The 25,280-nt window shown below is 40.6% G+C and carries 20 protein-coding genes; 5 read left to right on the plus strand and 15 right to left on the minus strand.

Annotation, left to right across the window (positions count from 1 at the left end; all coding sequences use genetic code 11):
* Positions 1–86: 86 nt before the first annotated feature.
* Positions 87–1,829 (plus strand): DNA primase, encoded by a 1,743-nt coding sequence (dnaG, locus tag B9T19_RS02210; RefSeq protein ID WP_094566958.1) that lies wholly within the window; start codon positions 87–89, stop codon positions 1,827–1,829.
* Between the two features lie 116 nt (positions 1,830–1,945).
* Here the strand turns inward: dnaG and B9T19_RS02215 are convergent, their stop codons facing one another.
* The 5 genes from B9T19_RS02215 to B9T19_RS02235 all read right to left on the minus strand — a co-directional run bounded on the left by B9T19_RS02215 (position 1,946) and on the right by B9T19_RS02235 (position 7,143).
* Positions 1,946–2,296, minus strand: coding sequence for a helix-turn-helix domain-containing protein (locus tag B9T19_RS02215; RefSeq protein ID WP_094566959.1), 351 nt, complete (start codon positions 2,294–2,296; stop codon positions 1,946–1,948).
* Between the two features lie 717 nt (positions 2,297–3,013).
* A complete protein-coding gene (locus B9T19_RS02220) occupies positions 3,014–3,715 on the minus strand; it encodes an ABC transporter permease (protein WP_275663936.1) in 702 nt (233 codons plus the stop codon).
* A complete protein-coding gene (locus B9T19_RS02225) occupies positions 3,712–4,407 on the minus strand; it encodes an ABC transporter permease (protein WP_233146764.1) in 696 nt (231 codons plus the stop codon). The genes B9T19_RS02220 and B9T19_RS02225 overlap by 4 nt, the downstream gene beginning before the upstream one ends.
* A gap of 2 nt (positions 4,408–4,409) precedes the next feature.
* Positions 4,410–6,056 (minus strand): glutamine--tRNA ligase/YqeY domain fusion protein, encoded by a 1,647-nt coding sequence (locus tag B9T19_RS02230; protein WP_094566961.1) that lies wholly within the window; start codon positions 6,054–6,056, stop codon positions 4,410–4,412.
* 91 nt (positions 6,057–6,147) lie between these two features.
* A complete protein-coding gene (locus B9T19_RS02235) occupies positions 6,148–7,143 on the minus strand; it encodes a metal ABC transporter substrate-binding protein (protein WP_094566962.1) in 996 nt (331 codons plus the stop codon).
* A 292-nt stretch (positions 7,144–7,435) separates the two neighbouring features.
* On the opposite strand from B9T19_RS02235, the gene B9T19_RS02240 reads away from it, so the two are divergent.
* Positions 7,436–8,317 carry a MetQ/NlpA family ABC transporter substrate-binding protein gene (locus B9T19_RS02240; protein WP_233146765.1) on the plus strand — a complete coding sequence of 294 codons (882 nt, stop codon included), beginning with the start codon at positions 7,436–7,438 and terminating at the stop codon, positions 8,315–8,317.
* A gap of 34 nt (positions 8,318–8,351) precedes the next feature.
* Here B9T19_RS02240 and tilS read toward each other — a convergent pair whose 3' ends face one another.
* The 4 genes from tilS to B9T19_RS02260 all read right to left on the minus strand — a co-directional run bounded on the left by tilS (position 8,352) and on the right by B9T19_RS02260 (position 14,766).
* Entirely contained in the window at positions 8,352–9,734 is a 1,383-nt protein-coding gene (tilS, locus tag B9T19_RS02245; RefSeq protein WP_094566963.1) for a tRNA lysidine(34) synthetase TilS, read from the minus strand.
* 15 nt (positions 9,735–9,749) lie between these two features.
* Positions 9,750–11,531 carry an autotransporter assembly complex family protein gene (locus tag B9T19_RS02250; protein ID WP_094566964.1) on the minus strand — a complete coding sequence of 594 codons (1,782 nt, stop codon included), beginning with the start codon at positions 11,529–11,531 and terminating at the stop codon, positions 9,750–9,752.
* Between the two features lie 438 nt (positions 11,532–11,969).
* Entirely contained in the window at positions 11,970–13,190 is a 1,221-nt protein-coding gene (locus B9T19_RS02255) for an aspartate kinase (protein WP_094566965.1), read from the minus strand.
* Between the two features lie 157 nt (positions 13,191–13,347).
* Positions 13,348–14,766, minus strand: coding sequence for a sodium:proton antiporter (locus tag B9T19_RS02260; RefSeq protein ID WP_094566966.1), 1,419 nt, complete (start codon positions 14,764–14,766; stop codon positions 13,348–13,350).
* Positions 14,767–15,635: 869 nt separating this feature from the next.
* On the opposite strand from B9T19_RS02260, the gene B9T19_RS02265 reads away from it, so the two are divergent.
* The 3 genes from B9T19_RS02265 to B9T19_RS02270 all read left to right on the plus strand — a co-directional run bounded on the left by B9T19_RS02265 (position 15,636) and on the right by B9T19_RS02270 (position 18,025).
* Positions 15,636–16,508, plus strand: a complete 873-nt coding sequence (locus tag B9T19_RS02265; protein ID WP_094566967.1) for an NAD(+)/NADH kinase — start codon at positions 15,636–15,638, stop codon at positions 16,506–16,508.
* Positions 16,509–16,631: 123 nt separating this feature from the next.
* Positions 16,632–16,793 (plus strand): hypothetical protein, encoded by a 162-nt coding sequence (locus B9T19_RS10535; protein WP_157957399.1) that lies wholly within the window; start codon positions 16,632–16,634, stop codon positions 16,791–16,793.
* Between the two features lie 194 nt (positions 16,794–16,987).
* Entirely contained in the window at positions 16,988–18,025 is a 1,038-nt protein-coding gene (locus B9T19_RS02270; protein ID WP_094566968.1) for an amidohydrolase family protein, read from the plus strand.
* 209 nt (positions 18,026–18,234) lie between these two features.
* On the opposite strand, the gene B9T19_RS10540 is transcribed toward B9T19_RS02270, so the two are convergent.
* The 6 genes from B9T19_RS10540 to recC all read right to left on the minus strand — a co-directional run bounded on the left by B9T19_RS10540 (position 18,235) and on the right by recC (position 25,087).
* A complete protein-coding gene (locus tag B9T19_RS10540; protein ID WP_158214329.1) occupies positions 18,235–18,390 on the minus strand; it encodes a hypothetical protein in 156 nt (51 codons plus the stop codon).
* Positions 18,391–18,393: 3 nt separating this feature from the next.
* Positions 18,394–18,576, minus strand: coding sequence for a hypothetical protein (locus B9T19_RS02275; RefSeq protein WP_094566969.1), 183 nt, complete (start codon positions 18,574–18,576; stop codon positions 18,394–18,396).
* A 121-nt stretch (positions 18,577–18,697) separates the two neighbouring features.
* Positions 18,698–19,591, minus strand: coding sequence for a bifunctional methylenetetrahydrofolate dehydrogenase/methenyltetrahydrofolate cyclohydrolase FolD (gene folD, locus B9T19_RS02280; protein WP_094566970.1), 894 nt, complete (start codon positions 19,589–19,591; stop codon positions 18,698–18,700).
* A gap of 100 nt (positions 19,592–19,691) precedes the next feature.
* A complete protein-coding gene (rapZ, locus tag B9T19_RS02285) occupies positions 19,692–20,549 on the minus strand; it encodes an RNase adapter RapZ (protein ID WP_094566971.1) in 858 nt (285 codons plus the stop codon).
* 145 nt (positions 20,550–20,694) lie between these two features.
* On the minus strand, positions 20,695–21,240 hold the full coding sequence (locus tag B9T19_RS02290; protein WP_094566972.1) for a hypothetical protein: 546 nt from the start codon (positions 21,238–21,240) through the stop codon (positions 20,695–20,697).
* Positions 21,230–25,087 carry an exodeoxyribonuclease V subunit gamma gene (gene recC, locus B9T19_RS02295; RefSeq protein WP_094566973.1) on the minus strand — a complete coding sequence of 1,286 codons (3,858 nt, stop codon included), beginning with the start codon at positions 25,085–25,087 and terminating at the stop codon, positions 21,230–21,232. Before recC ends, B9T19_RS02290 begins: the two co-directional genes overlap by 11 nt.
* Positions 25,088–25,280 lie beyond the last annotated feature (193 nt).

The raw sequence follows: 25,280 nt of genomic DNA on the forward strand, positions 1-25,280 counted from the left end.
TTTACACAGGGTTTATACAGGATTTATAAGTTTATTGGATCTATTAGAATGTTGGATTTCTAGTTGCTTCAGAGGGAATGATAAGTATGAGTCGTGGTAAAGGGTTTATTCCTCGAGATTTTATCGATCAATTAGTTGCAAGGGCAGATATTGTCAGTGTGATTAATCAACGCGTTCCATTGAAGCGAGCAGGTAGTAATTATAAGGCTTGCTGCCCTTTTCATGATGAAAAGACCCCTTCATTCACAGTGAGTGAGCCCAAGCAGTTCTACTACTGTTTTGGTTGTAATGCGAGTGGTAGTGTTTTAGATTTCTTGATGGAATATGAGCGATTAGAGTTTGTTGAAGCAGTTGAAGTTCTTGCGCAGATTGAGGGTTTAGAAGTTCCTTATGAGAAGCGTAACACAAGACCCAAAGAGGTAATTAAACGAGAGAGGGGGTTGCTTGAGATTATGGAGCTAGCCCAATCCTTCTATCAACAAGCTCTTAAAGAGGGGGATGGTGCAGAAAGAGCGATCCAATACCTTCAAAAAAGAGGTTTGACAGGTGAAGATGCAAAAAAGTTTGCGATAGGATTTGCGCCGGTCGGTTGGAATAATTTAATGACAGCCCTTATGCGAGAGGGGATTTCGGAGTCACTTCTTTTAGAAGCAGGACTCTTGAGTGAGTCAGAAAATCAGCGACGCTATGATCGTTTTCGAGATCGAATCATGTTTCCTATTCGCAATCGGCGTGGTGAGACGATCGGTTTTGGTGGGCGAATTTTAGATCAGGGAGAGCCTAAATATCTCAATTCACCCGAAACTCCTATTTTTCATAAAGGAGAGGAGGTGTATGGTCTTTATGAGTTGCGCAAGTATCACCGTGATTATGAGGAGATTATAGTTGTTGAAGGCTATATGGATGTCATTATGCTCTCTCATTATGGGATTGGGAATGCTGTTGCAACATTAGGAACTGCAATCGCATCACGGCAGATCGAGCTTCTCTTGCGCTATACATCTCGTTTAGTCTTCTGTTTTGATGGCGATCGAGCTGGTATTGCTGCTGCACATAAAGCGATGAATGAAGCCTTGCCGGTGATTGCTGCAGGTAAAGAGATCTCATTTCTCTTTCTACCAGATAATGAAGATCCCGATAGTTATGTCCAAAAAAGTGGGACAGAAGCCTTTTTACAGTTGATTAAAGAAGCTGAACCTCTCTCTAAATTTCTCTTTGATGCTGCAGAACGAGAGGTCAATATGGGCTCTTTTGAAGGGCGCTCACAATTTTTAGAGAATGTTGGTGAAAAAATTAATAGTATGCGCGATATCCCGCTTCGGGATTTTTTGCGAGCAGAACTTGGTCGAAGAGCGAATCTTTCGGCAGGAATATTGAATCGTTACGTTAGAGAGGGGAGAAGTACGCCCCAGCGTCGATATGTTGATTTTAGTGCAGGACTCTCTCTAATTGAGCGAATTGTTATTCTGCTTTTAACTAACCCGGCATTAGGACGAACTCTTCAAGGAATGCATTTTCTACTTGAAAGCGATGATTTAGAGCAGAACCATCTTTATGAAATTATCACGGCCATTCAAGATTACCCGCATCTTGAGAGTGCAGCACAGCTCATTTTACATTTTCAAGATGAGCCATGGAGTGATTGGCTCCGAAATCTGGCTACACAAGAGCTTCTAATCTCAGAAGAGTTGCAAGAGAGTGAGTTAAAAGATCTTCTCAGGCAATTAACAAGAGGTGAGAGCCCACTTAAAAAGGTCTTGGCAAAATTACAAAATAGTGAGCCCTTAACTGAGGATGAGCTAGTACTTTTAAAAAAACCTTTAGGTTAGTTTTAATAGAATGCATTAATTATTTTAATATGATAAAGAGTTTTTATTATTATTTTTAGTTGCAACTAGCTACCTATGTTATCCCATAGAGTAATTTATTATAAGTCTAATTATTTTTAATTTAAAAGAAAGTCTATTAGCTCTATTTTTGTTTCCGTTGAAATATTGGTGTCTAGTCTTTGTTCTAAAAAATCTAAAGCAGTAGCGATTTTTTTATAATGAGAGCGTAAATTAAAGTTTCTATCTTGATTAAGCCCATTTTCCCCAAATATTAGGTACTCAACATTGAAGCCTAAGGCGTATAGGGAGTATAAAAACTTTAAATTGGGGGTAGATTTATTAGCCTCATAAAGACTAATAGACATTTGTGATATATTTAGCTCTTTGGCTAATTCTGATTGAGTCATTGACAGTTTGACGCGCTCAGACTTTAGTCTTTGTCCAAAAGATTCTAATAAGTGATCCAATTTTATTTCCCTTTAGAAGTATGTGTAAAATATTAGGTATAGTGGTTCTTTGATATTTAAAACAATTTTTTACAAGTGGTAATATTATCAATAAGTCTAACAGCATACTAATTTTATATTAACACTCAGCTTGTGTTTTTATGATTTTGTTTTTAGGTGAAATAATTACAAATACTTTTAAAAGAAAACCTCATTTTAAATATAAAAACGATAGTTGAATCTATTCCCCTAAACGAAATTTCTATTATCAATAGGTTAGGATAGTAATATTTAAAATTTTAAATATTTACATACTTTTTCTTTTTTATTCTAATCACTTAGGTGAGGAAAGAGGATTAAATCTTATTTTTTTAAAGTAACTTATAGAAGTTTAAAGTATCAAATTAAAGGGTCGCAACCCCTAAGATAATGAAGCTTGGCATCAAGTGGGAATTTATCGAAAAAACGGCAGATAGGATAAAATATAAAATCCAAATTAAGACCCCGATAAATTTCATTATTTGTGGTTCTATGGGTCCTGTCACAATTAGATAGAATTATGATATTTCATTATAGGTACAGATCGATTTTATTGAGTCTCCTGACAATAAAATATCCCCTAAGTCTCCTGTTAGTTAGATAATAGGTTCTTAGGGGATTTATCGATTCTTATTGGAGTTTATTTGACCTCTATATTTGCAATTATAGCCAATAATTTTTTGCTAATTGTCCAAGCTGCTAGAAGGTTGGTTTTAGATGTGATAACCAACGTTTTTCGCAATATCTAAAGATTGCAACTAAAACAAAGGTAAGCAGTAGGTAGACGATTGCCGCAATAAGAAATGGAATGAAGGGGGAATAGGTAATACTATAAACTCGGCGCGCCCAGCCTAAGATATCGATCAGTGTTAAGACCGATGCTTGTGCCGTTCCATGGAGCATAAAGATCACTTCATTACTATAAGCGGGCAGTGCGCGTCTAAACCCAGAAGGAAAGATAATCCGGCGAAAGAGGGTAAACTTACTCATACCAAATGCAATGCCGGCTTCGATTTCACCTTTAGGGGTATGTTTTAATGCACCTTTAAAGATCTCTATAGTGTAAGCACAGGTATTGAGTGTAAAGGCGATTAATGCACATTTATAAGCATCGGTTAAGACATGATCCCAAAGCCAGCCACTATTGCGAACCGCTTCAAATTGTCCTAATCCAAAGTAGATTAGATAGATCTGAACCAGGAGAGGCGTCCCTCTAAAAAAGTAACTAAAGAGCTCAATCGGTAGGGTGATCAAGCGATTTTTAGAGAGCGCTAAAATAGAGAGAGGTACTGCAAAGAGTAACCCTAAAAGAGAAGCGATGACTGTTAATTTAATGGTTAACCAGACTGCCGGCAATAGATCGGGCAGTTCTGGAATAATGGCATCTAGCGCATCCATCATAGTGAAACCTCGTTATTGAATCCTGTACTATAGTGCCGCTCTAGATATTTGATAATCAGAATGGAAGCTGATGTTAAGAGTAAAAATCCTAAAGCTGTGACGAGATAGAAGTCGAAAGAGAGCCGCGTTGCTTTACCGGCATTATTTGCAATAAATACAAGATCATGGAGTCCAATTAAGGAGACAAGTGCTGTTGTCTTTAACATCACTAACCAGTTATTGCTTAATCCGGGCAATGCAAAGCGCATCGCTTGAGGAAAGATAATTCGGCGATAGAAGTGAGGTTTTGACATTCCAAGTGCGATAGAAGATTCAAATTGACCTTTAGGAACGGACATTAAAGCACCACGAAAGGTCTCTGAAATAAATGCCCCAAAGATCAAGCCAATGGTAATAATTCCCGATACAAAAGGATCGAGGAAGATCGGGCTAAGATTAAGAAGCTCAGTTAATTGGTTCATCAACTCCTGTAATCCAAAAAAGATTAAGAAGATGAGCACAATATCCGGAATACCACGAATCATTGTGGTATAGATCTTTGAAATCGACCGCAATAAGCGATGCTTGCTAAGCGCAAGTAAAGCTGAACCAAATCCCAATATTACGGCGATAATAAAGGAGAGCAGACCGAGGGCAATAGTGATGAAAAACCCCTCAAGGAGTGAGGGGCCATATTTGATTATCTCACTCAAACTTATTCTCCAAAACTATCTTTCAGTTCGACAACCCGATTGAAAACTAATCCTTCTGCTTTAGAATCGCGAGCATAGTAACCAATACGTTCAAATTGATAGGCTTGCTCTATCGGCGCATCTGCTAATGCCGGCTCCCCTTTACCATAGACAACGGTTAGGGAGTCTTTGTTGAGATAGTCAAGCATATCTCCCGGCATTCCTTGAGGATTCTTCTCTGTAAAGAGAACGTCATAGTTATGAATGGTAATATCGATGGCATCCTTAGTAGAGACCCATTGAATAACACCACGCGCTTTAACACCTTCGACATTCTTTCCGAGTGATCCTGGAACAATTTCAGCAATAACTTCTACAATCTCCCCATTCTCATCCTTAATTACTTCGGTTGCTTTGATGATATAGGCGCCACGAAGACGAACATATCCATCAAGTACAAGACGCTTATACTTTTTATTAGCTTCCTCTTTAAAGTCTGCTCGATCGATATAGAGTGTATTGCTGAAGTTGACAGTACGAGTACCACGGCTCTCATCTTGAGGATGATTAGCGATCTCTAACTGCTCATCATCAGAAAGATTTGTAAGAGTTACTTTTAAGGGGTCTAGTACCGCCATACGACGATCTGCCATCTCATTGAGTACATCACGCATCGATTGACTCAATTGTTGCAGCTCAATCATATTTTCTGATTTAGTAACCCCAATACGATCGCAGAAGAGACGGAGCGCTTCTGGTGGGCACCCACGACGACGAAGGCCTGAAATAGTCGGCATACGAGGATCATTCCAACCATCGACAATTCCGGTGGCTACTAGTTGTGTTAAAAGACGTTTTGACATCACGTTATATTCGATATTAAGACGTGAAAACTCATACTGTCTTGGCGTATGAGGCATATCAGCATTTTCAACACACCAATCATAAAGGGGGCGATGATCTTCAAACTCTAATGTACAGATTGAGTGGGTAATACCCTCAATGGCATCACTTAAGGCATGTGCAAAGTCATACATTGGGTAGATACACCATTGATCACCTGTTTGATGATGGGTTTCATGGCGAATACGGTAGAGTGCCGGATCTCGTAGATTCATATTAGGAGATGCCATATCGATCTTCGCGCGTAAGACTTTGGCACCATCTTCAAATTCCCCTGCACGCATGCGCGCAAAGAGATCGAGATTCTCTTCAATAGAGCGTTCTCGATAGGGGGAGTTAATGCCGGGCTCTGTTAAGGTACCGCGCATTTGGCGAATCTCTTCAGCACTACTATCATCAACATAGGCTAACCCTTTTTTGATAAGGTGTATGGCCGCTTCGTAGAATTTTTCAAAGTAGTCCGATGCATAGAAGAGATCATCCCACTTAAATCCTAACCATTCGACATCTTTTTTGATCGCTTCAACATATTCGATCTCCTCTTTTGTCGGGTTAGTATCATCAAAGCGGAGATTACAGCGACCGCCATAATCTCTCGCAATGCCAAAGTTGAGGCAGATAGATTTTGCATGCCCAATATGCAGATAGCCATTTGGTTCCGGTGGGAAACGTGTATGAATATCCGATGGACGCTGGTATTTTCCGCTCTCTAAATCTTTATCGATAATTTGACGAATAAAGTTAGTGCGAACAATATTTTCAGACATAGTTCTAGTTGCCTCTGCTTTGGTAAATAATAGTGGATCAAATGGCTAAGATAGTAGCACATTTATCCCTATATTTCGATTATTTAAACGTCTATTCCTTGCTCGAATCTTTCTCTTTCATAGGGGCAGAATCTTCGAGCACTGCGGTGATTTGATCGATATTGTGTTTAAAGAGACCGATATAATCATTTGCAGGTGGTGTCGTTGTTAAAGCATCAGAGTAGAGAATGCCACCATCTTGTAAGTTAAGATCTTTTGCTAAGGTCTTAATAAAACGGGAAGGGGCGATATTTTCACTAAAAATTGCACTGATATTCTCTTTTTTAACAAGCTGATAGAGTTCAGACATTCTTTTTGCCGAAGGTTCTGCCAGTGGATTGAGATGAGAAACTGCCACAAAGTGTAGATCATAGGCTTTCGCAAGGTATCCAAAGCTATCGTGAAGAATCATCAATTTCCCATTATGATTAACATCTTTGAGGAGATGCTTCGCATAATTATTGAGGGCTTCTAATTCACGTTTATAGGCTTCGAAGTTATTTTCAAAATAAGCTTCCGATTCAGGTTGCGCAAGCGTTAAGCCGTTACGAATATTTTCAGTCATAATGATGACATTTTTAGGATCTTGCCAAATATGGGGATCAAACTCACCATGATGATGGTCGTGGTCGTGGTCGTGGTCGTGGTCGTGGTCGTGGTCGTGGTCGTGGTCGTGGTCATGACCGTGATCATGATGATTCTCATCCTCATGATAAGGTAGGAGAGGGACATTATGACTTGCATTGACAATAATGCCTTCATAGCGATTAGCTTCTAAAATTTTATTGAGCCAGCTATCAAACTCCACACCATTGAGTATCACCACATCAGCATTCTGAATTTTAATAATATCTTTGGGGGTTGGTTCAAAGCTGTGGGCATCTTGATCTGCCTTGATGATGCTTTCAACATCAATCTTCTCTTGGCCGATATTTTGGGCGAAATCTTCCAAAATAGAGAAGCTAGTAACCACTTTTAAGGGTTCTGCCAGTGAGATAGAGAGTGGAAATAGAAGAGCGCCTATAGCACTTATTAAGAGACGTTTCATTGTCGATATCCTCAAATAATAGTTTTTAATGTTTCCTTGAGAGTCGATCGAAAGGATCGAGCACTCTTTGCAGTGACCTTTTGATAGGCCTACTTAATATGATAGCGTGCTTGTCAATAGTTAAATGCAAATTACCCCTTAAATTTTTATCTAAGAATGACATTTTGAATAACACTTGAAGGAAAGCTTTAAGGATCAATTTTATTTTGCAATATAACTAAAGTAAGTTACACTTCTTTTTATAAAGTATATAAAACATATAAATTAAGTTTTCTAGAAGGAGTGTTGTGAGGTGGTACGCAATATAAATCAGAACGGGAAGAGTATTGTTGCTTTAAAAAAGATATTAGTCCTATTACGAAAACCCTTTCTTGCAGGGGCTCTTGTGGGAATTTTGACTCTGGGGTTAGTTGGCTGTAGCGCAGATCATCGGGAGAATGAGATTGTGATGGGTGTATCTCCAGGACCCTATAATGAGCTGTTTGACGAGGCAATTGCTCCGATACTTGAAGCAGAAGGTTATACCATTAAGCGCATCAATTTTTCTGCATTAATAGAGTCTAATATTGCAATGTTAGAAGATGCCGTAGATGTGGTGGTTGCCCAGCATGCCGGATATATGAAGGTCTTTAATGAGCAGCGTGGTACAAACCTTGTGGCTTTAGCGAAGATTCCAACGGTTCCTGCTGGGATCTTTTCAAATCGTCATCAACAATTAGTCGATATAAATGAAGAGATGACAATTTTAATCCCACAAGATGCATCGAATGCTGCAAGAGCTTATGGTTTATTAGCAAAGGCTGGATGGATCACCTTAGCATCAGATATTAATCTGATGGCGGCAACACGGAATGATATTGTCGCAAACCCTTATCATTTAAATATTAAAGAGGTTGATTCCCATCTTATTCCTCGAGTCTTGGATGATGCAGATTTTGCTGTGATTCCGGGGAGCATAGTCTGGCTTGGTCAGATGGATGCTAGCAAAGTATTGCTCCAAGAGGATCTTTTGGAAGATCTCTATCTTCAAGTTGTTGTTTTAGATAAAAATCGTGATAGTGATTGGGCAAAGGCGATTATTGCCGCGTACCAATCGCCTGAATTTAAGCGCTATATGGAGGTGAATAATCAGAGTAACTACTGGATATTACCACCTGAGTTAAATGCAGATTAATAGATCGATCTTACCGCATCTCTATTATCTCTAGTTAGCGTTGGATACTGGATACTGCAGGAATTAATGCCGGCGCTAACCCCTCTTCTTTGATCTCATTCTCTAGCGATTTAGCAAAACCCAGATGGTTGACCCATAAAATCTCCCCACTCTCTCTTATTTTGAGCAACCAACAATGATCCCGCTCCCAAACAGGGATTTTTGCCTCTTGTAGTAATTTTTTTAATTGTTGACTGCGCTCCCGATAGAGCGGGTGAAAGCGTTCACCACCTTGTCGTTTAACGAGTAGAAGATCATCAGCTGAAAATTGTTGCCAAAAATGGCGGCTCGGCGCATTGCTACTAGGAGTGAGTTGAAAGGATTTAAAGGAGGATAAGACCTCTGATTTCTCTTCTAGATAGAGGTAATCTTGGAAATAGAGTATGACGTAAGGATCGAGCTCAAAACGAGTTTGATGGGTTGGGGCTCCCTCAAGAAAGACTCTTATAAATTCAGTAAGCTGGCGTTGTGAGAAGATAAGATTATAGGGACGAATCCAAGCCTGTAGCAGATTTTTTTGCCGTGCAAGGCTCAGTTTTTTTAGAGAGGGGAGGTGTAGCTGAGGAGCAACTCTTTCTAAATCTCCTTCTGCTCTATCTGTCTCTATTTCCTTTTTTTGAGCGATCTTTTCAAGATCAAGCATCGCAAGTTCTAAGAGGAGATCATCCGCCTCTTGCATAAATTGTGTAACTTGATAGAACGCTTCTTCATATTGTGGAAAGGAAGTTTCCATCCGCTTGAAGAGATCATTTCGGATAATATTGCGCTCCATATCATCAGCCTCGTGATTTGTGTAATCTTCTAACCAGGGGAGATTGAGTGCAATTGCCGTTTCATAAAGCGTCTTTTTAGAGATAGAGAGGAAAGGGCGGAAAAGATCGATATCGTAAGCACCAAAGCGAACGGTATTAAAATCTCGCATAGCACCAAGGCCTCTTGTGCCTGAACTTCGAAGAAGTCGTTGCATCAATGTTTCTGCTTGATCCGAGCGATGGTGGGCAACACAGAGAAGGGAATTGGGTTTCATTGTTTCTGCAAATTTAATATAGCGCATCTCTCTGCCGGCTGCTTCGAGCCCCGATTGCGTCTCTAAATTGAAGTAAGCCTCATAGTGGTAGTGGGTAAAACCATAAAATTCTGCACGTTGGCGCGCAAAATTTGCCCAAAGATGGGAGTAATTATCATGCCAGTTATGATTAACATGAATTGTATAGATCGGGGGAAGTTCCGCTCTAAATGTATAGAGCCAATGGAGTAGGGTATTGGAGTCAACACCGGCACTGAGGGCTAAGTAGAGAGCCTCTTTCTGTTGAAGTCTCTCCCGATAGCGGTTGAAGATATCAAAATACCATTTTGGTAGGGGACTCTGCTTTTGCATTTAATCACTCTCCACTTATAGATCCGTGCCAATATTGAGGTGAAGTTTAACGGTTTCGCCAAACTCTTTATTAAAACCATGAGCAATATCGAGTCGAACAGCACCAATCGGGGAATACCAGCGAATACCGGTTCCGGCACCATATTTTAGATTGACCTTGTCATTATAAGCGTCTCCGGCATCTACAAAGCCGACGATTGCAAAGTTTGGCGTGATTTTATGCTCATATTCGACACTCGCTAGGACCATCTTTTTTCCACCATAGATATCGCCGTTATAACCTTTCTCACCAATACCATCATATTTATAGCCTCGAACAGTGTTATCACCGCCGGTGTAGAAGCGGAGGCTCGGAGGTAGTTTACGCAGATCCTTATCGCGAATCTTGGTATAACCGGCACCGGCTCTTAAAACAAAGCGATCGGTATCAGTGATTGGCAGATAGGTGTGCAAAATAGCACTTGTCTGTAAAAAGCTCATATCAGCGGCAACATTTTTGACAGCTCCCCTTACACGGCCTTCAATTTTAAAACCAAATTGATCAAAAGGGAGATTAGGAGAGCTTTTCCACTCACCATAGATTGTGGGGATTAAGAGCTTGCTATTTTGACGTACTCCTTCAATATCTCTAAAACGGTCATATTGATAATGGAGGGAGAAGCCATACATATATTGATCTCGCACTCGCTCTTTAGAGCCTCCCACAAGATAGGTGGTGTAATCTTTTGTGGAGGTATCTTCAAAATTGTAGTTGAAGAAGATGTTATAGCGATCTTGTACGGGGTGACTTCCTGGGATCTGATAGTTGATCATTGCATCACGTCTCTTTTGTGCCCAGAGAAGATTGGTAAAGAGTTTATGGCCATAACGATTGATATAGTGCCAATTGAGTCCTGCCATCGCTTTTAGACCGATATCGGAAGAGTAACCGACACCGAGTGAAAGTGTACGTTGTTTTCGTGGACGAAGATAGATATCGAGCGGAACCTCTTTTGTCTCAAAATTTGTACGTGGCACAATGACTACATCTTCAAAATAATCTGACTCATTAAATGTCGATTGCAATTGGACCAGTTTTTGATCGCTATAATCATTTTGTGAGCGCATATTATGGAGAAAACGATCTAAAAATTCCGTCGCAAAATATTCTTGATGAAATGTGGTATGACCAAAATGGTAGCGAGGACCTAAAGCCATCACAAGATCGATATCTGCTTGATAGGTGATAAGATTCACCAATAATTGATGATGAGGGTAGTAAGCATCAAAATAGCCAAGGGCTGATGCTTTTTCTGAGAGCTTACTCTTGGTCGATTCATACTGCGTATGATTTAGAGGTGCTCCTACCTTCATTTTGGTTCCAGTGATAATCTTTTCAAAAGCTTGATACTCTTTTTCAGCTTCAGGGGTATCTCTCTCTTTGATCTTGTCGAGATCTGTTACTTCGAGTATAAGGGAGCCGATGGGGATTTGTGGGCCTAGGTTGACATGGTAAGTCACAGTGACCTGATCTTTTTGATAAAGCAGATCAGCATCGATCTTTGCTCGATAGTAGCCATAAGGTTGCAGGGCATCTGCAATTTGATTAATTCCTTCCTGATAGAGCCATTCGATACGAAGATCAGGGGGCGCGTCCTTATCATTAAGGGCATAAATAGCCGTGGCATTTTGAGCATTCGTTAATGCCTTTTTATTATCAATTCCCTCTATTTTCACCACCATTTTTCGTTCGGCAAAGGCGAGCGTCGAGAGGGAGAAGAGGCAGAGAAGAAGAGCAAACAGTTTTGTTTTTTTCATAAAATAGCGTCGCTATAACTCTTAAGTGTCATAGTGTGAATCTTAAAATTTAAGATCCATGATAAAAATTAATTGTAAAGATCGACTCTAAGGTCAATGGTAAAGATTTAATGGTAAAGACTAATGGTAAAGATCAATACTTAAACTTGATTGTAAGTTTTCGATTGGTCAATTATCGGTTGTCAATTATCAGTTGTACTGTTAGCTGTAATTAGCTGTAAATTATCTGTATCAGTTGATTATCTCATTAAGGTTTTCTTGTGATAAAAGCAGTATCCCCCAAAGAGACTCTTTAAAGTATAACCGCAAACGGCAACTCTTGAAAGAATCTCATTGAGGGATCGCAATGGTACTACTTACAATAGTACTACTTAATTATCTCCATCAACTCTATTATTAGGGTGATCTGTGAGAGTGATGGGGCTTTCTCTATTTGTATTATTCGTCTAACTTGAATGCCTCATGAAGCGCTCTGACAGCTAACTCATGATATTTACTATCAATCACTACAGAAACCTTAATTTCTGAGGTAGAGATCATTTTGATATTGATCTTTTCATTAGCAAGTGTTTTAAACATGAGACTAGCAACACCGGCATGAGAGCGCATTCCTAAGCCAACAAGAGATACTTTAACGATATCTTTGTCGCCAAGAACTTTACGTGCTCCCATCTCTTCTGCGGATCTCTCTGTAATTTCAAGCGCTTTATCAAAATCCACTTCATTGATAGTGAAGGTGAAATCAGTTGTGCCATCTTGAGAGATATTTTGCACAATCATATCGACCTCAATATTAGCGTCACTAATCTGCTCGAGAATATTAAAAGCAATTCCAGGTTGATCAGGAACCCCTAACACTGTGATTTTTGCTTCATTCTTACTCGTTGCAACACCTGAGATAATGGCTGCTTCCATGTCAATATCCTTTTCTGTAGTAATTAGTGTTCCTTCGCCTCCTTCTACTAAAGAGGAGAGTACGCGGATTGGAACTTTGTTTTTAGCGGCAAGCTCAACAGAGCGAATTTGTAGAACTTTTGAACCTAAGCTTGAGAGCTCTAACATCTCTTCAAAAGCGATTTTATCTAACTTCTTAGCCTTTGGTTCAATACGTGGGTCGGTGGTATAGACCCCATCAACATCGGTAAATATTTGGCATTCTGTTGCATTGAGGCTTGCAGCTAAAGCAACCGCAGTCGTATCTGAGCCACCACGGCCTAAAGTTGTGACAGAACCATCTTCTGTAACGCCTTGGAATCCTGCAACGACAACAACATAACCTGCTGCAAGATCAGCTTCAATAGCAGAGGTATCAATATTCTTAATGCGTGCTTTGGTATGCGCCTGATCTGTTAGAATGCGTGCTTGATCACCATTATATGATTTTGCCTTAATTCCCATCGCTTCAAGGGCAATAGAGAGGAGAGAGATACTCACTTGCTCACCTGTTGAAACAAGGGCATCCATCTCTCTTGGGTTAGGGCGTTTGGTAATTGCATGCGCTAACTCTAAAAGTCGATCGGTCTCTCCGGACATCGCCGAGAGAACAACAACCATTTGGTGGCCTTCGTTATGATGTTTTTGAATACGGCGGGCAACATTCTGAATGCGTTCAATATTTGCCACTGAGCTGCCGCCATATTTTTGTACTAACAGAGTCATTTATTTTATCCTGCCTTATTGTTATAAGTACGGTGATTAGAGGACGATACGATTAAAAGATCGACCTATAAATATTACAAGAAAGCGCTAGAAAATCTAGCGCTTTTTCGATAAATCTCACAACCTCTAATAGAGATTAATTGAGGTTAATCTAAAACTAGAGGAAGATGAAATTGAGCAGAATATAGATCGGTACTAAGACAATGATTGCAATGAAGAAGTATCCGAAGAATGAAGGCATTTTAATTCCTTCCTGCTCTGCCATCGATTTAACCATAAAGTTCGGCGCGTTTCCGATATAGGTTAATGGTCCTGTAAATACGGTACCCATTGAGATCGCAAGTAGGGTTGCTGGGATGCCATTCATTAAGAAATCAGCAGCTGCGACACCTTCAGGCGCTTGAGCCCCCGCCATCTTGAAGAAGACAAGATAAGTTGGCGCATTATCTAAGAAGGCAGATAGAACCGTGGTTACCCAGAAATAGATCACATTAATCGGCTCACCATCACTAGTATGAGTGATATCGACTACTGAACCAAAGGCACCATTTTTACCTGCTTCTAAGATTGTAATGACCGGTACGATGGTTAAGAAGATCCCGGCGAAGATCTTAGCGACCTCAATAATAGGATGCCAGTTGAAGTTATTATCTTGACGAACTTTATCTGAGGTGATTTTCAGAGAGACAATCGTTAAGAAGATAAAGAAGAGATCACGGAGAACATTCTCTAAGTGAACATCGACGCCAAAAACATCCCAAGAGATACCAGGAATCCAGATGCCGGAGATAATAATACCGACTAGAACCCCTAAGATGATCAAAAAGTTCTGCTTTCCAACAATAACGACAGTTGTCTTCTCATCTGAAGGAGCGATCTTCTCTTTTTTGAAGTAGTAACTATCAATAAGATAGAAGAGCCCTAATAAAATAAGTGAGAAGATTAAGACAGGGAAGAACATATGTTGCAATGTCCAGAAGAAATCAACCCCATTTAAGAAACCTAAAAAGAGCGGTGGATCTCCAAGCGGCGTTAAACCGCCTCCGATATTCGCAACAAGAAAGATAAAGAAGATCGGAATATGCATTCGATGTTTACGGTTTCTGTTCGCTGAGAGAATAGGGCGAATAAGTAACATCGCCGCCCCTGTTGTTCCCATCACTGAGGCTAAAACAGTCCCGATAGCTAAGATCGAAACGTTAAATTTCGGGCTAGCCACTAAGTTGCCGGAGATATGAATGCCTCCTGATGCCGCAAAGAGTACAAGGAGCAAGAGGATAAAGGGGATATACTCTTCAATTAATGCGTGAGCAAAAATATTCGCTGTAATACTCATATCATATGTTACTAACAGCGGTATAAAGAAGAGGAGGGTCCATCCAAAGACAATTTTCCCATAATGATGATCCCATAGTTTCGGGGCAAAGAGAGGAAGAACAGCGATGGAGAGAATAATTCCAACAAAAGGAATAGACCAGAGCGGTGAGAGGCTTGGGCCATCAAAAGAGAGCTCGCCTCCCGCTAAAGCGATGCCGGGGAGCATGCTCATAAGTAGAAAGAAAAGGGCTTTACGCATTTTACCTCCGATTATAATTGCGTAGTTGATGAGAACTTCTGCTCATACGTTTATTGATATGATCTTGTAATGATCTCTAATCCCTAAATTATATCCCTAACTTCATTAAAAAAGTGATAATCGAGTCATTTTGCTAACTTTATCAGCACCTCTGCCGAGGGCGCTTTCTTGCTCCTTATTTTTGTTAGATTTGTTTGTGAGATCTCTTCTATTTTTTACATATTGATCGTGTTATTCGATAGCTCTTTTCGGTATTGTCTAAGTAGTCGTTTTGTAGTATCGATGTTTGATCTCTATGTTTTAATGATGATCTCTCAATTTTTAAATCTCTACATATGGATTAGGAGTAATAAGGCAAGCTGTTGAGCATATTGTTGATTGCCGTGATTATCTGATTTAGGGTAAGAATATTTGTGATATTGCAGTAAAAATAGATGTAGACCGCAACACCCTTTAATCCTTTGACTCATATAACTATTTCTTAAGTTAAAAGAGGGGTTGAAAATGGGGTTAAAAATCTGTTTTATAAGATCGGTTATCCAAATACCTCTGAAGTTTAGATAGGTTTTGGTCTTATCGATAAGCGACCATTCTTCACTAACTTACTGAAAATAGAGGACTGATCCACTCTGGTATGAGTAGATCGCAACTGTTTTGAGTGAGGTAGTGAGTTAATTCTGGAATAGAATTAAACTAGTGCCTATCTTTTTTGATAGTGAGGATTTCTAGCCTTAGATAGATATACCTTAGATAGAAATATAAATATCTTTGTAAGATATATTTGTAGCTTAAGAGTGAATAAGCGATCATGCTATGCTATAAACCCTATAATTAATTCAATATCAAATGAAATTACAATAGCACAAAATATGAGAAAATTTCAAAAAATCGCCCTAATCCTCAGTAATCGAGAGTCTGATGAGATCCAAAAAGCGGTTCAACGAACAAAAGCGGTGATTGAGTCGTGTGGTGCGACAACCATCGAGGTCAATAATGTTGAGTATCGTAATAGACTCAGCTATCCGCCGGCATTGATTAAAGAGATTGCCACTTGTGATCTGATTATCGCGTTTGGTGGTGATGGGACTTTTTTAGGAATTGCCCGTAAAGTGCATCAACTCAATATTCCTATCTTAGGTGTCAATTTAGGTCGATTAGGTTTTTTAACGGATATTGATCAACAGATGCTCCACACCCATCTTCGAACGATTCTTGAAGGTGATGTTGTTTATGAGGAGCGTTTTTTATTAAAGGCATCGATCGACCAACAGTTAAGATCTTATGCCATGAATGATGTCGTGATCCATAAAACGGAGCTTTCACGTTTAATTGAGATCGATGTTTATGTTAATCAACGTTATCTCTCAACTTATCGTGCAGATGGATTGATTATCGCCACGCCAACAGGTTCTACTGCCTACTCACTCTCTACCGGCGGACCGATTATGTACCCCACATTGCCGGCGATTATTATATCGCCGATCTGTCCCCATACATTTAGCCATAGACCTTTAGTGATTCCGGCAGATTGTGAAATTGAAGTTGTAACGAGTGATCGAGAGAGGGAGGATGTTCATGTCACTTGTGATGGACAAGAGCTTTTATCTCTCTCTGATGGAGAGCGGCTGACGATTGAACCCTCCTCTCATCCTTTGACGCTCCTTCATTCTAAAAATTATCATTATTTCTCCATTTTAAGGGAAAAGCTCAATTGGGGTGATCATCCTAATATCCGGCGTTAATGCGTTTTTTTGTAAGTAGTTGCTAGGAAGTTGCTGCAGAAGTTTATAAAAAAGATTGCTTTTATTTTTTTACCCCTTAGAATGTACTCGTTTGTTTGAACGAAGATGAATTTGAGGAAGGCAATGAAGCTAATGAAGCGACGAATGGATAACTGGGCAGAGGTCGGAATGGTGCAGATCGCACATATCTCTATTCCATTAAATCCTTTTAATCCACGCAATTCATTCAATTTTATTAATAGCAGCTTCATCGATCTTAAAACCATTCTTCAAAATAATTGTTAAAAACCTCCGTTATTACAATGGAGGTTTTTTTTCGCCTTGAGAAAAGCGTGAAGAAGCTTGAAAGAGTAAGAATCAGCTTCAATCGGGTGATGAAATAGAGCGTCATAACGGCCGAGACCATATTGCCGTGGCTGCTTGCGAAGAGAAGAGTAGCCATTGCTAATTTTATAGAACATTTAGGAAAGGAGATTTTCATGACAACATTAGTGGCAAAAGAGCATCGCATTTATACAGATACAAGAAGCTTAAAGGCGTATCTATTAAATAGTATTCGTGAAAATGGTGGTTGGGTGAATGCTCATATGCATGGAGATCGTGCCTTTACTATCGATTATGAGGGGTTTGAAGTCTATCAGACACAAACTTTAATCGAAAAATGGGATACCTTAGACCGTATTAAGTCCAGCATGACTGAAGAGGATTATTATCGTCAATTCTCCATGGGGATTGAGCGGATGATTGAGCAGGGCGTTACTGCTGTCGGAAGTTTTATTGATGTTGACCCCATCGTGGAAGAACGCGCGATTAATGCAGCACTTCGTGCAAGAAAGAATTATGAAGGTGATCTTACGATCAAGCTGATCAACCAGACTTTAAAAGGCGTTATTGATAAAGAGGCTCGCTACTGGTTCGATAAAGGGGCTGATAAGGTTGATATCATTGGTGGTTTGCCTCGTCGAGATCTACGAGACCATGGTGAAGGGATGGATGCTGTTCATATGGATGTTTTATTACAGACGGCAAAATCTCAAGGAAAGATGGTTCATGTGCATGTGGATCAATTCAACTCAAAAGAGGAGAAAGAGACAGAATTAGTAGCCGATAAGACGATCGAACATGGAATGGAAGGGCGTGTCGTCGCCATTCATAGTATCTCCATTACCGCGCATGATGAAGCGTATCGTCAAATGCTCTACAAAAAGATGTTAGAGGCAAAAATGATGGTGATCGCTTGTCCTTTTGCTTGGATCGATAGCCCACGACGCGAAGATCATGGTCCGACACGAAATGCAATTACGCCGGCAGATGAGTTAGCTAAAGCAGGTATTCCAGTTGCGGTTGGGACAGATAATATTGCTGACTATATGTTGCCATTTAGTGACGGTGATATGTGGGAAGAGTTAAAACTTCTTATCACTGGTTGTCGTTATACAGATCTTGAAGAGGCGATCAATATCGCAACAAAAAATGGTCGCATGGCGCTAGGATTAGAGCCTTATGCTCGCGTTTAATCAATCAGAGTTAATGGATTAAAATTAACGCTTAGAGCATCAACCTGAATATATGGTCCTATGAATATAACTATAACAATAATACCGATTTAAGTCGGATAAGAAGGTTCCCATCACAGGCCTTCTCCATTCAGCTGATGCGATTGAGTGAAATCGCAACACACTTTCCATAACAGTAGCTCATCCTACTGTTATGGATTTTTTTTTGGTTAAATAAAGAGCTGAACGCTGCCGGAGCTCACTATCGCGTTCTTCCAAAGATTACGCGCCGGCAGTTGGCGCTCTTCCGTCATCGGAAAAATGATTGATTTATTGAAGTAAGCGGGGTGGATGAGTTGCCGGATTTCACTATCACGCTTTTCCATCGATCATGCGCCGGCAAGAAGTATTACTTTAATATTATTAAGATCGGTATCGAAGATGCCGACTGGCGGGCATGCAGGGGTTAAAAGAACGAAATAGTCGGTTCCCGCCGCTCCATAGATTCTCTTAAGAATGATCGATTGAAAAGGGGCTGAACGCTGCCGGATCTTACTATCGCGTTCTTCCATCAATCACATGCTGAAAATGGAGATAAAAAGCCTCTCTAGATAGAAAAAGAGAGGCTTTAATTTCTGTTGAGTTGATATCGTATTCGATACCAGATTGAGGTAATGTGTCTGCTTTTAGCGATTAGAGCTTATTAGGATCTTCGATCTTATTTTGTAAACACATCGCCGTTAAGGTATTGCGAAGCAAGCAGGCAATTGTCATTGGGCCGACGCCACCAGGGACGGGAGTGATATATGCGGCGCGTTTTACCGCTTCGTCAAAGTCCACATCGCCCACTAAGCGTGTTTTTCCATCTTCTTCAATACGGTTGATACCGACATCAATCACCGTTGCACCCTCTTTAATCCAATCACCTTTGATTAATTTAGGAACTCCAACCGCAGCGACAACAATATCTGCTTCGCGACAAAGCGCGGCAACATCTTTAGTACGTGAGTGTGCGATAGTAACTGTACAGTTCTGAGATAAAAGCAGCTGCATCATCGGCTTTCCAACAATATTGGAACGTCCTACAATAACGGCATGTTTACCAGAAAGATCTTTACCTAGCTTATCTTGGAGAAGCAGTAATGACCCTAACGGCGTACAGGGAATAAGATAAGGCTGACCAATGGAGAGTTGACCTATATTTACAGGGTGGAATCCATCAACATCTTTGAGGGGATTGATACTGTTAAGCACCTCCTCCTCATTGAGGTGTTTTGGTAGTGGAAGTTGGACAAGAATGCCATGAATACTCTGATCTTCGTTAAGATTTTGAATCAAAGTGAGGAGCTCTTCTTGTGTTGTTTCAGCAGGAAGGCGAAAAGTTTCAGATTTGAAGCCACATTTGAGAGCAAATTTCTCTTTATTACGGACATAGACCTGGCTTGCCGGATCTTCTCCAACAAGAATTACCGCTAAACCTGGGCGAATATTGTGTTGTGCTTCGATTGCTTTTGTCTGCTCGGCGATTGTTTGGCGTAGATGAGCAGCAAATGCTTTTCCATCAATAAGTTGTGCTTGTTGCGACATGTTCAATTCCTTCTTGTAATGGATGATATGAAAAGGTAGTCAAGAGTGTGGTGCTTTTGATAAATTTTCTATTGGATATAGGTCATCTGCAAGTCAGTTGTTAGCCATTGATTTCGCGATGTTTTACAAGGACATGATTATCTTCTTGTAATTTCTCAAAGAGCCTTTGTGCTAGATAGACTGAGCGATGTTTCCCTCCGGTGCAACCAATCGCAATGGTGAGATAGGAACGAGTTCCTTGTTTAAATGCCGGTAACCACTTTAAGATGAAATTCTCAATATCTTGGTAGAAGGCTTGGATATCATCCGTTTTTGCAAAAAAATCGACGATCTCCTGATCGAGCCCGGTATATTCTCGGAGTATCGGTACCCAGTGTGGATTGGTTAACATTCTGGCATCGAAGACAAAATCAGCATCGAGCGGAATACCATTGCGGTAGCCAAATGAGACAATGGAGATAGAGAGCTTTTTTTGTGACTTATCTAAGAGTTGATCTGTAAGAATAGCGCGGAGCTCATGGACATTGAGAAGAGAGGTATCGATGATAATATCAGCTTGCGCGCGAAGCGGAGAGAGTAGCTCCCGCTCATTGGTAATCGCTTCAATTAACGTCATCTGGGAGGTGGTTAAAGGATGTCTTCTGCGCGTATGGCTATAACGTTTAATGAGTACCTCATCACTTGTCTCTAGAAAGAGGATATGAGGTCTGACAGCTGTTTTCTGCTCAATAAGAGCGAGAATAGCTTCTGCCTCGGTGAGATCTTCTGGAAAACTACGAGCATCAACTCCGATAGCGAGTTTACGGATATTATTCTTCTGTTGAATCTCTTCTAAAAAACGAGGGATAAAGGTGATAGGAAGATTATCGATACAGAAAAAACCTTCATCTTCTAAGGTCTGTAGCGCAATCGACTTTCCTGATCCCGATAGTCCGCTAATAATAATCATTTTTTGCATTATAGGGTCGACTCCTATCGTCGTAATCATCGTAATATTATCGTAATATTCGGTAATCAATAGTTAAAGGCATCAGTGATAAGATGGATCAATAGATTCGTGATCAATGGCGATCTTACTCTGCTCTTTCTCTGTTCTTTCTCTTTTAGATGGTTTTTTTAACCTCATCACTACTCTTTTTAAGTGTCACTCTCCGTTTTCTTCCGGCAGCAACATTCTCTTTAGGGGAGGCTTGACTCTTTTGAGAAGGACTCGCTGTTGTTTTTGCCGGCATAGTCCTTCTACTCTTAACGCTTAACGTGGGGTTAGATCGGCTCTTTTCCCCACTTTTAGAGGTACTGTTTCCCTTTTTAGGAGTCACTTTTTTAGGAATGACTTGGGCACCAACATTACTTGTCGGGCGTACTTTTCCACCGACCTGTTTTGCCTTCATAATGCTAAGGAGTGCCGAGGCGATAAAAAAGAGTGAGATTCCCCCAGCTAAATAGTAGCGGTAGTCAGCAAAGATATAACGAAAGTTCCCTTTAAAATTGATATGGGGAAAGACCCATAAAATAAGGGGGAGAAGAACGGCTAAAATAAGTAGATGAAATTTTGGAGGAATAAGAAGCCAAACACCGGTGATCCCATCGTAATCATATTTTGATGTGGGATGTTGTGTCTCTTTTAGTAGCTGCTGATCAGGATTCATAGGTGACTAACTCACGAAGATAGTGGTAATAGAAAAGAAAGAAAGCGAGCATCTCTTTCGCTCCGTTATCGGGAAATAGGCGCTCAAAGGATGATTGAATCGTGAATGATGATTTTACCCTATTTAAGAGGTTTCTGGTAGCGGTGGAGAGCGAGTTGATGTAATGCTCATCTTGAAGAAGCGTTACAAAAGTTTGGGCGAGCTCATTGCTCTCGATCTCTTCGGTCAAGAGATGGGGGAGATCAGCTTGTAATGCTTCCAGTATCTCGGTAAATGATGGATGGGAGAATGCCGGCTTATAGTCTTGAGTATAGTAGTAGGGAATTGGCGCACTAATTCCATAGAGAAAGCCATCAATGAGATGGTTGAGAAGTTGTGCGGCATCCGCTTGAGGATAGTAGGGAAGCGGATGCTCTTCAATCAGATCTCCTTTTCTAGAGAAGTAGAGGAGATTTTCATGGAGACGATCGTTCTCTTTTGTGGCATGGAAAAAGAGATTAGTAATGGCTGCTGCGATTCGGCGTCGTTCATTAAATTCACCGACATCCCACATAATAAGAAGTCCATCGGGGGTTAATTCTGGAAGTTGGCCATAGAGGGTAATTCCTCTTTGATAGCGCTCACTACGCCATTGTCCATAAGGATATTGTACGCTTAGTAATTTGGAAGCAAGCAGTAGGGGAAGTGTCTGTTTCTCCTCCCAAAGTAGATCGCCATAAGCAAATTTGGGAAGTGATCCTTCTAGTCGGTAGCGCTTAAAGAGCTGTTTGGCAAAAGCTGCTAAAGATCGAGTTGAGAGAGATTGAGTTAAGGAGGTCGATGATCTGGTATCGTCAGTGGAGAGATTCTGTTCCATCTGAGAGAGGAAGTCGGTCTCCAAAGCACCACTATTTTGAGGACGATAGAGCGCCTCACGTAGGAGATCATTTGTGACACGACGATTGAATTGATAGAGTTCTAGATGATTTTGGATAGCGAAGATCTCATCATCTTCAATGTTATTCGCTCTACTGTTGTAGGTGGGAATGGTTAAACGATGCTCGGCAAAGTATTGTGTGGGATCTTGATAAAACTTAATAAGCGTGTGGAGTGAGATCTCAGTCAATGGTGTCAATGCTTGCGATTTCTGGTAACTCTCTAATAGCATCGGATATGAGTAGGGAGCATGGTAGAAACTCTTAATATCACGTGATAGAGACCATTCACTCTGAAAGCTTTGAATTGGGGATTGAGGATCGAAGAGTTGCTCATTATAGGGTGCCATAGGATGCTCAAAGGTGATATTTTTTGTCGGCGATATCCCATTCTCTGTGATGGCGATCTGATCGATATAACGCATCAACTCATCAATCAAGAGAGAGGGGAAGCATTCGCTATTATCTTGAATTGAGCGACCGATATAACTGAGGTAGAGAATCTCTTTAGCGGAGAGAATAGCTTCTAAGAAGAGATAGCGGTCATCACTACTTCGTTGGCGATCTCCTCGCATTCTCTGATATTGCATAAGATCAAAGCTATGGTGAATGGCTGTTTTAGGAAAATCAGCTTGATTCATTCCAATCATAGCGACCATTTTAAAGGGGATTGTTCGCATGGGAATAAAGGAGCAGAAGGTGATCTTTCCCTGGATAAAGTTCTGCTCCGGTTTCTCTTCAAGGAGTTTTTGTTCAAGAAGAGGAACGAGTGCATTGAGGGGAAGTGGTGTTGAGTAATCAAGCGCACGCGCGCCTGATAAGATGTTGTGCCAAATTTTTTGGGTAAAGTGTAATTTATCTTGATTAGTGGTTGAGAGTGTAAAGAATCGTTGCCAAATCTCCGGCAAGATAAGAAGCCAATCAGCAATCCCCTTTTCTCCGATTAAAGCATCTCTTGTTTCGATCAGTTGATCGATGAGATGGCAGAGGCGCCCTAATATTTCTGCATTTTTTCCCTCCACATAAGGGTAGGGAAGTAGTGCCTGATTTGCGCTTTGAAAGTGAGGGTCATTGAGCTCACTAGCGCTAATTTCCAATCTCCCCCCTTCTCCTTTTTCCCCTTCTTTAACTTTTTCAAAGAGAAACGCAGTGCGCGTTGATCCATAGCCTAGAAGCATGCGCTGTAAGCCCCAACGCCAAGTATTGATATCCCACTCAAATTGATTATCGTAAGGCAGTGCTAACGCTTCTGTTAGATGAAGGCCATCGATGGCTTGCTTAATATTGACATCGCTAATCCAAAATTGGATGAGTGCAATATCTGACTCTGAGAATTGGAATTTCTCCATAATCTCCGGCAACTGGAGTAGTGTTAAGAGGTCGCTTGCTTTAAATGCACTTTCAGGAAGTGTGAGGATCTGTAAAAGTGCTGAGAAGATAGTATCACTCTCTTTAAGACTGATATCGGAGATGGAGTAGGGTAGATAACGCTCTTTAGGAGCGCTACCAAAAACAGCATCAATAAAGGGCGCATACTCTTCAATATTGGGGGTCATAACTACAATCTCTTCTAACGAAAGATCAGGGTTGTGATCGAGCTCTCGGAGAATCTGGTTATAGAGCGCCTCTACTTCTCGCATGGGGCTATAGTTAAGATGCAGTTGAACAGAACGATCATCTGCGTGAAGTTGGAATTTCTTACTCTCTCTCAGCGGACGTAGATGGTAGATCTCATTTTGTATCTTCGAGAGAAGATGTTTCACCTCCGGTTCAGAAAAAGCCTCTGTCACATTGAGCTCTAAGGTTCCATCATATTGTTGCAGAAGATGGAGATGATCGCGACCTACTCTTCCTAATGAAGCGAGTAACGGATGCCCATAGCTATTTTGCCAATGTTCATCGAGTTGATCGATACTTACTGGCAGATGAGGGGAGAGTGGGTCGATCTGGCTCTGAAGTTGAGTGAAAAAATTGTAGTAGTTAAATTGTGGCGCTTCTCCCTTAATCAGATCTCCCCAGTAATATTGGGAGGGATTATTGAAAAAGAGATGGATATCGATCACTTTAGAGAATTGAGCAATTAACTCTAAGAAGAGGGGCGGTAGAGAGTTGAGCCCAATAATAAAAATTCGCTTAGGGAGGTGAGCTTTGATGGTAGGGTCTGCCAATTTCTGCTCAATCAGCGGGTGCATCATCCCTAAATGACGTGGTCTACCTAAGCTATTGTAGAGCCTCTCAAAGAGGGATGCTTGCCACTTCTCAAGAGCTGGGGGAAGTGACTCATCAAAATAGGGAGGCGCAAGTTCTCCTTGACTCCAAGCATTGATCCATTGACTACGATAGACAATATATTTATCAAAAATAGCAGCAAGTTCAGCAGAGAGGTGGAGTATTGCACGTTTCATGCCATCATTAAGCGGATGGGATTTAGATGTGGTGTCGAATTGGTTTTGTTCGTGAGTTTCACGCTCATTTTCAAAGTTGATATCGATGCTGATATCGGTGCCGATATTGGGGTGGATCTTGTGAGAGGGAGATTGCTGCTGATACTTTTCAAGATATTGCAGTATGGGCTGATATTGTTCATGAATCTCTTCTGCCGGATCTTCAACGATTTCTTGCAAGATCTTCACAAGTGGCCAGAAGAGATCATCTTTTGAGAGGCGCTCTATGGGGTGCGCTTCAAGTTCCTCTTGGGTGAAGATTCGCTCTAAGAGATTGATCAGCATCTTCGAGGGGAGGAGAAATTCAGCTTGAGTTAAAATTCCTAGCTGTTTGGCGAGTTTAATCTGCATCCATCGCGCCATCCCGAAGTTCTGTACAAGAAAATATTCTCGGTCAAAAGGGGAATCTTGTGGATCGACCTTTGTGATATAGCCGGCAATATATTGCAATGTATCGAGATGATTGGAGTAGTAGAGATGAAAACTCATAAGAGGAGGTCTCCCATATGATCGCTGGAGTGAATCGATAAGTGAATCGATGATTTTAATTTTAACTAAGTTTTAATTAAGTTTTAACTAAACTTTACCTATCTATCGATAGCTATCGATACTTAATAAAACGTTAGTAAAACGTGAATAAAGTATCAATGAAACGTTATCTTACGTTCGTTAAAGGATATCA

Source organism: Ignatzschineria sp. F8392 (assembly GCF_002252045.1).
Taxonomy (GTDB): domain Bacteria; phylum Pseudomonadota; class Gammaproteobacteria; order Cardiobacteriales; family Wohlfahrtiimonadaceae; genus Ignatzschineria.

Excerpts from the sequence above, each read along its gene's own strand:
- B9T19_RS02220 (WP_275663936.1), bottom strand. The coding sequence starts at position 3,715 with ATGATGGATGCGCTAGATGCCATTATTCCAGAACTGCCCGATCTATTG.
- B9T19_RS10535 (WP_157957399.1), top strand. The coding sequence starts at position 16,632 with ATGAAGCTAATGAAGCGACGAATGGATAACTGGGCAGAGGTCGGAATG.
- B9T19_RS02260 (WP_094566966.1), bottom strand. The coding sequence starts at position 14,766 with ATGCGTAAAGCCCTTTTCTTTCTACTTATGAGCATGCTCCCCGGCATC.
- tilS (WP_094566963.1), bottom strand. The coding sequence starts at position 9,734 with ATGCAAAAGCAGAGTCCCCTACCAAAATGGTATTTTGATATCTTCAAC.
- B9T19_RS02250 (WP_094566964.1), bottom strand. The coding sequence starts at position 11,531 with ATGAAAAAAACAAAACTGTTTGCTCTTCTTCTCTGCCTCTTCTCCCTC.
- B9T19_RS02265 (WP_094566967.1), top strand. The coding sequence starts at position 15,636 with ATGAGAAAATTTCAAAAAATCGCCCTAATCCTCAGTAATCGAGAGTCT.
- folD (WP_094566970.1), bottom strand. The coding sequence starts at position 19,591 with ATGTCGCAACAAGCACAACTTATTGATGGAAAAGCATTTGCTGCTCAT.
- B9T19_RS02270 (WP_094566968.1), top strand. The coding sequence starts at position 16,988 with ATGACAACATTAGTGGCAAAAGAGCATCGCATTTATACAGATACAAGA.
- B9T19_RS02255 (WP_094566965.1), bottom strand. The coding sequence starts at position 13,190 with ATGACTCTGTTAGTACAAAAATATGGCGGCAGCTCAGTGGCAAATATT.
- B9T19_RS02235 (WP_094566962.1), bottom strand. The coding sequence starts at position 7,143 with ATGAAACGTCTCTTAATAAGTGCTATAGGCGCTCTTCTATTTCCACTC.
- B9T19_RS02230 (WP_094566961.1), bottom strand. The coding sequence starts at position 6,056 with ATGTCTGAAAATATTGTTCGCACTAACTTTATTCGTCAAATTATCGAT.
- recC (WP_094566973.1), bottom strand. The coding sequence starts at position 25,087 with ATGAGTTTTCATCTCTACTACTCCAATCATCTCGATACATTGCAATAT.
- dnaG (WP_094566958.1), top strand. The coding sequence starts at position 87 with ATGAGTCGTGGTAAAGGGTTTATTCCTCGAGATTTTATCGATCAATTA.
- B9T19_RS10540 (WP_158214329.1), bottom strand. The coding sequence starts at position 18,390 with ATGGAAAAGCGTGATAGTGAAATCCGGCAACTCATCCACCCCGCTTAC.
- rapZ (WP_094566971.1), bottom strand. The coding sequence starts at position 20,549 with ATGCAAAAAATGATTATTATTAGCGGACTATCGGGATCAGGAAAGTCG.
- B9T19_RS02275 (WP_094566969.1), bottom strand. The coding sequence starts at position 18,576 with ATGGAAGAACGCGATAGTAAGATCCGGCAGCGTTCAGCCCCTTTTCAA.
- B9T19_RS02290 (WP_094566972.1), bottom strand. The coding sequence starts at position 21,240 with ATGAATCCTGATCAGCAGCTACTAAAAGAGACACAACATCCCACATCA.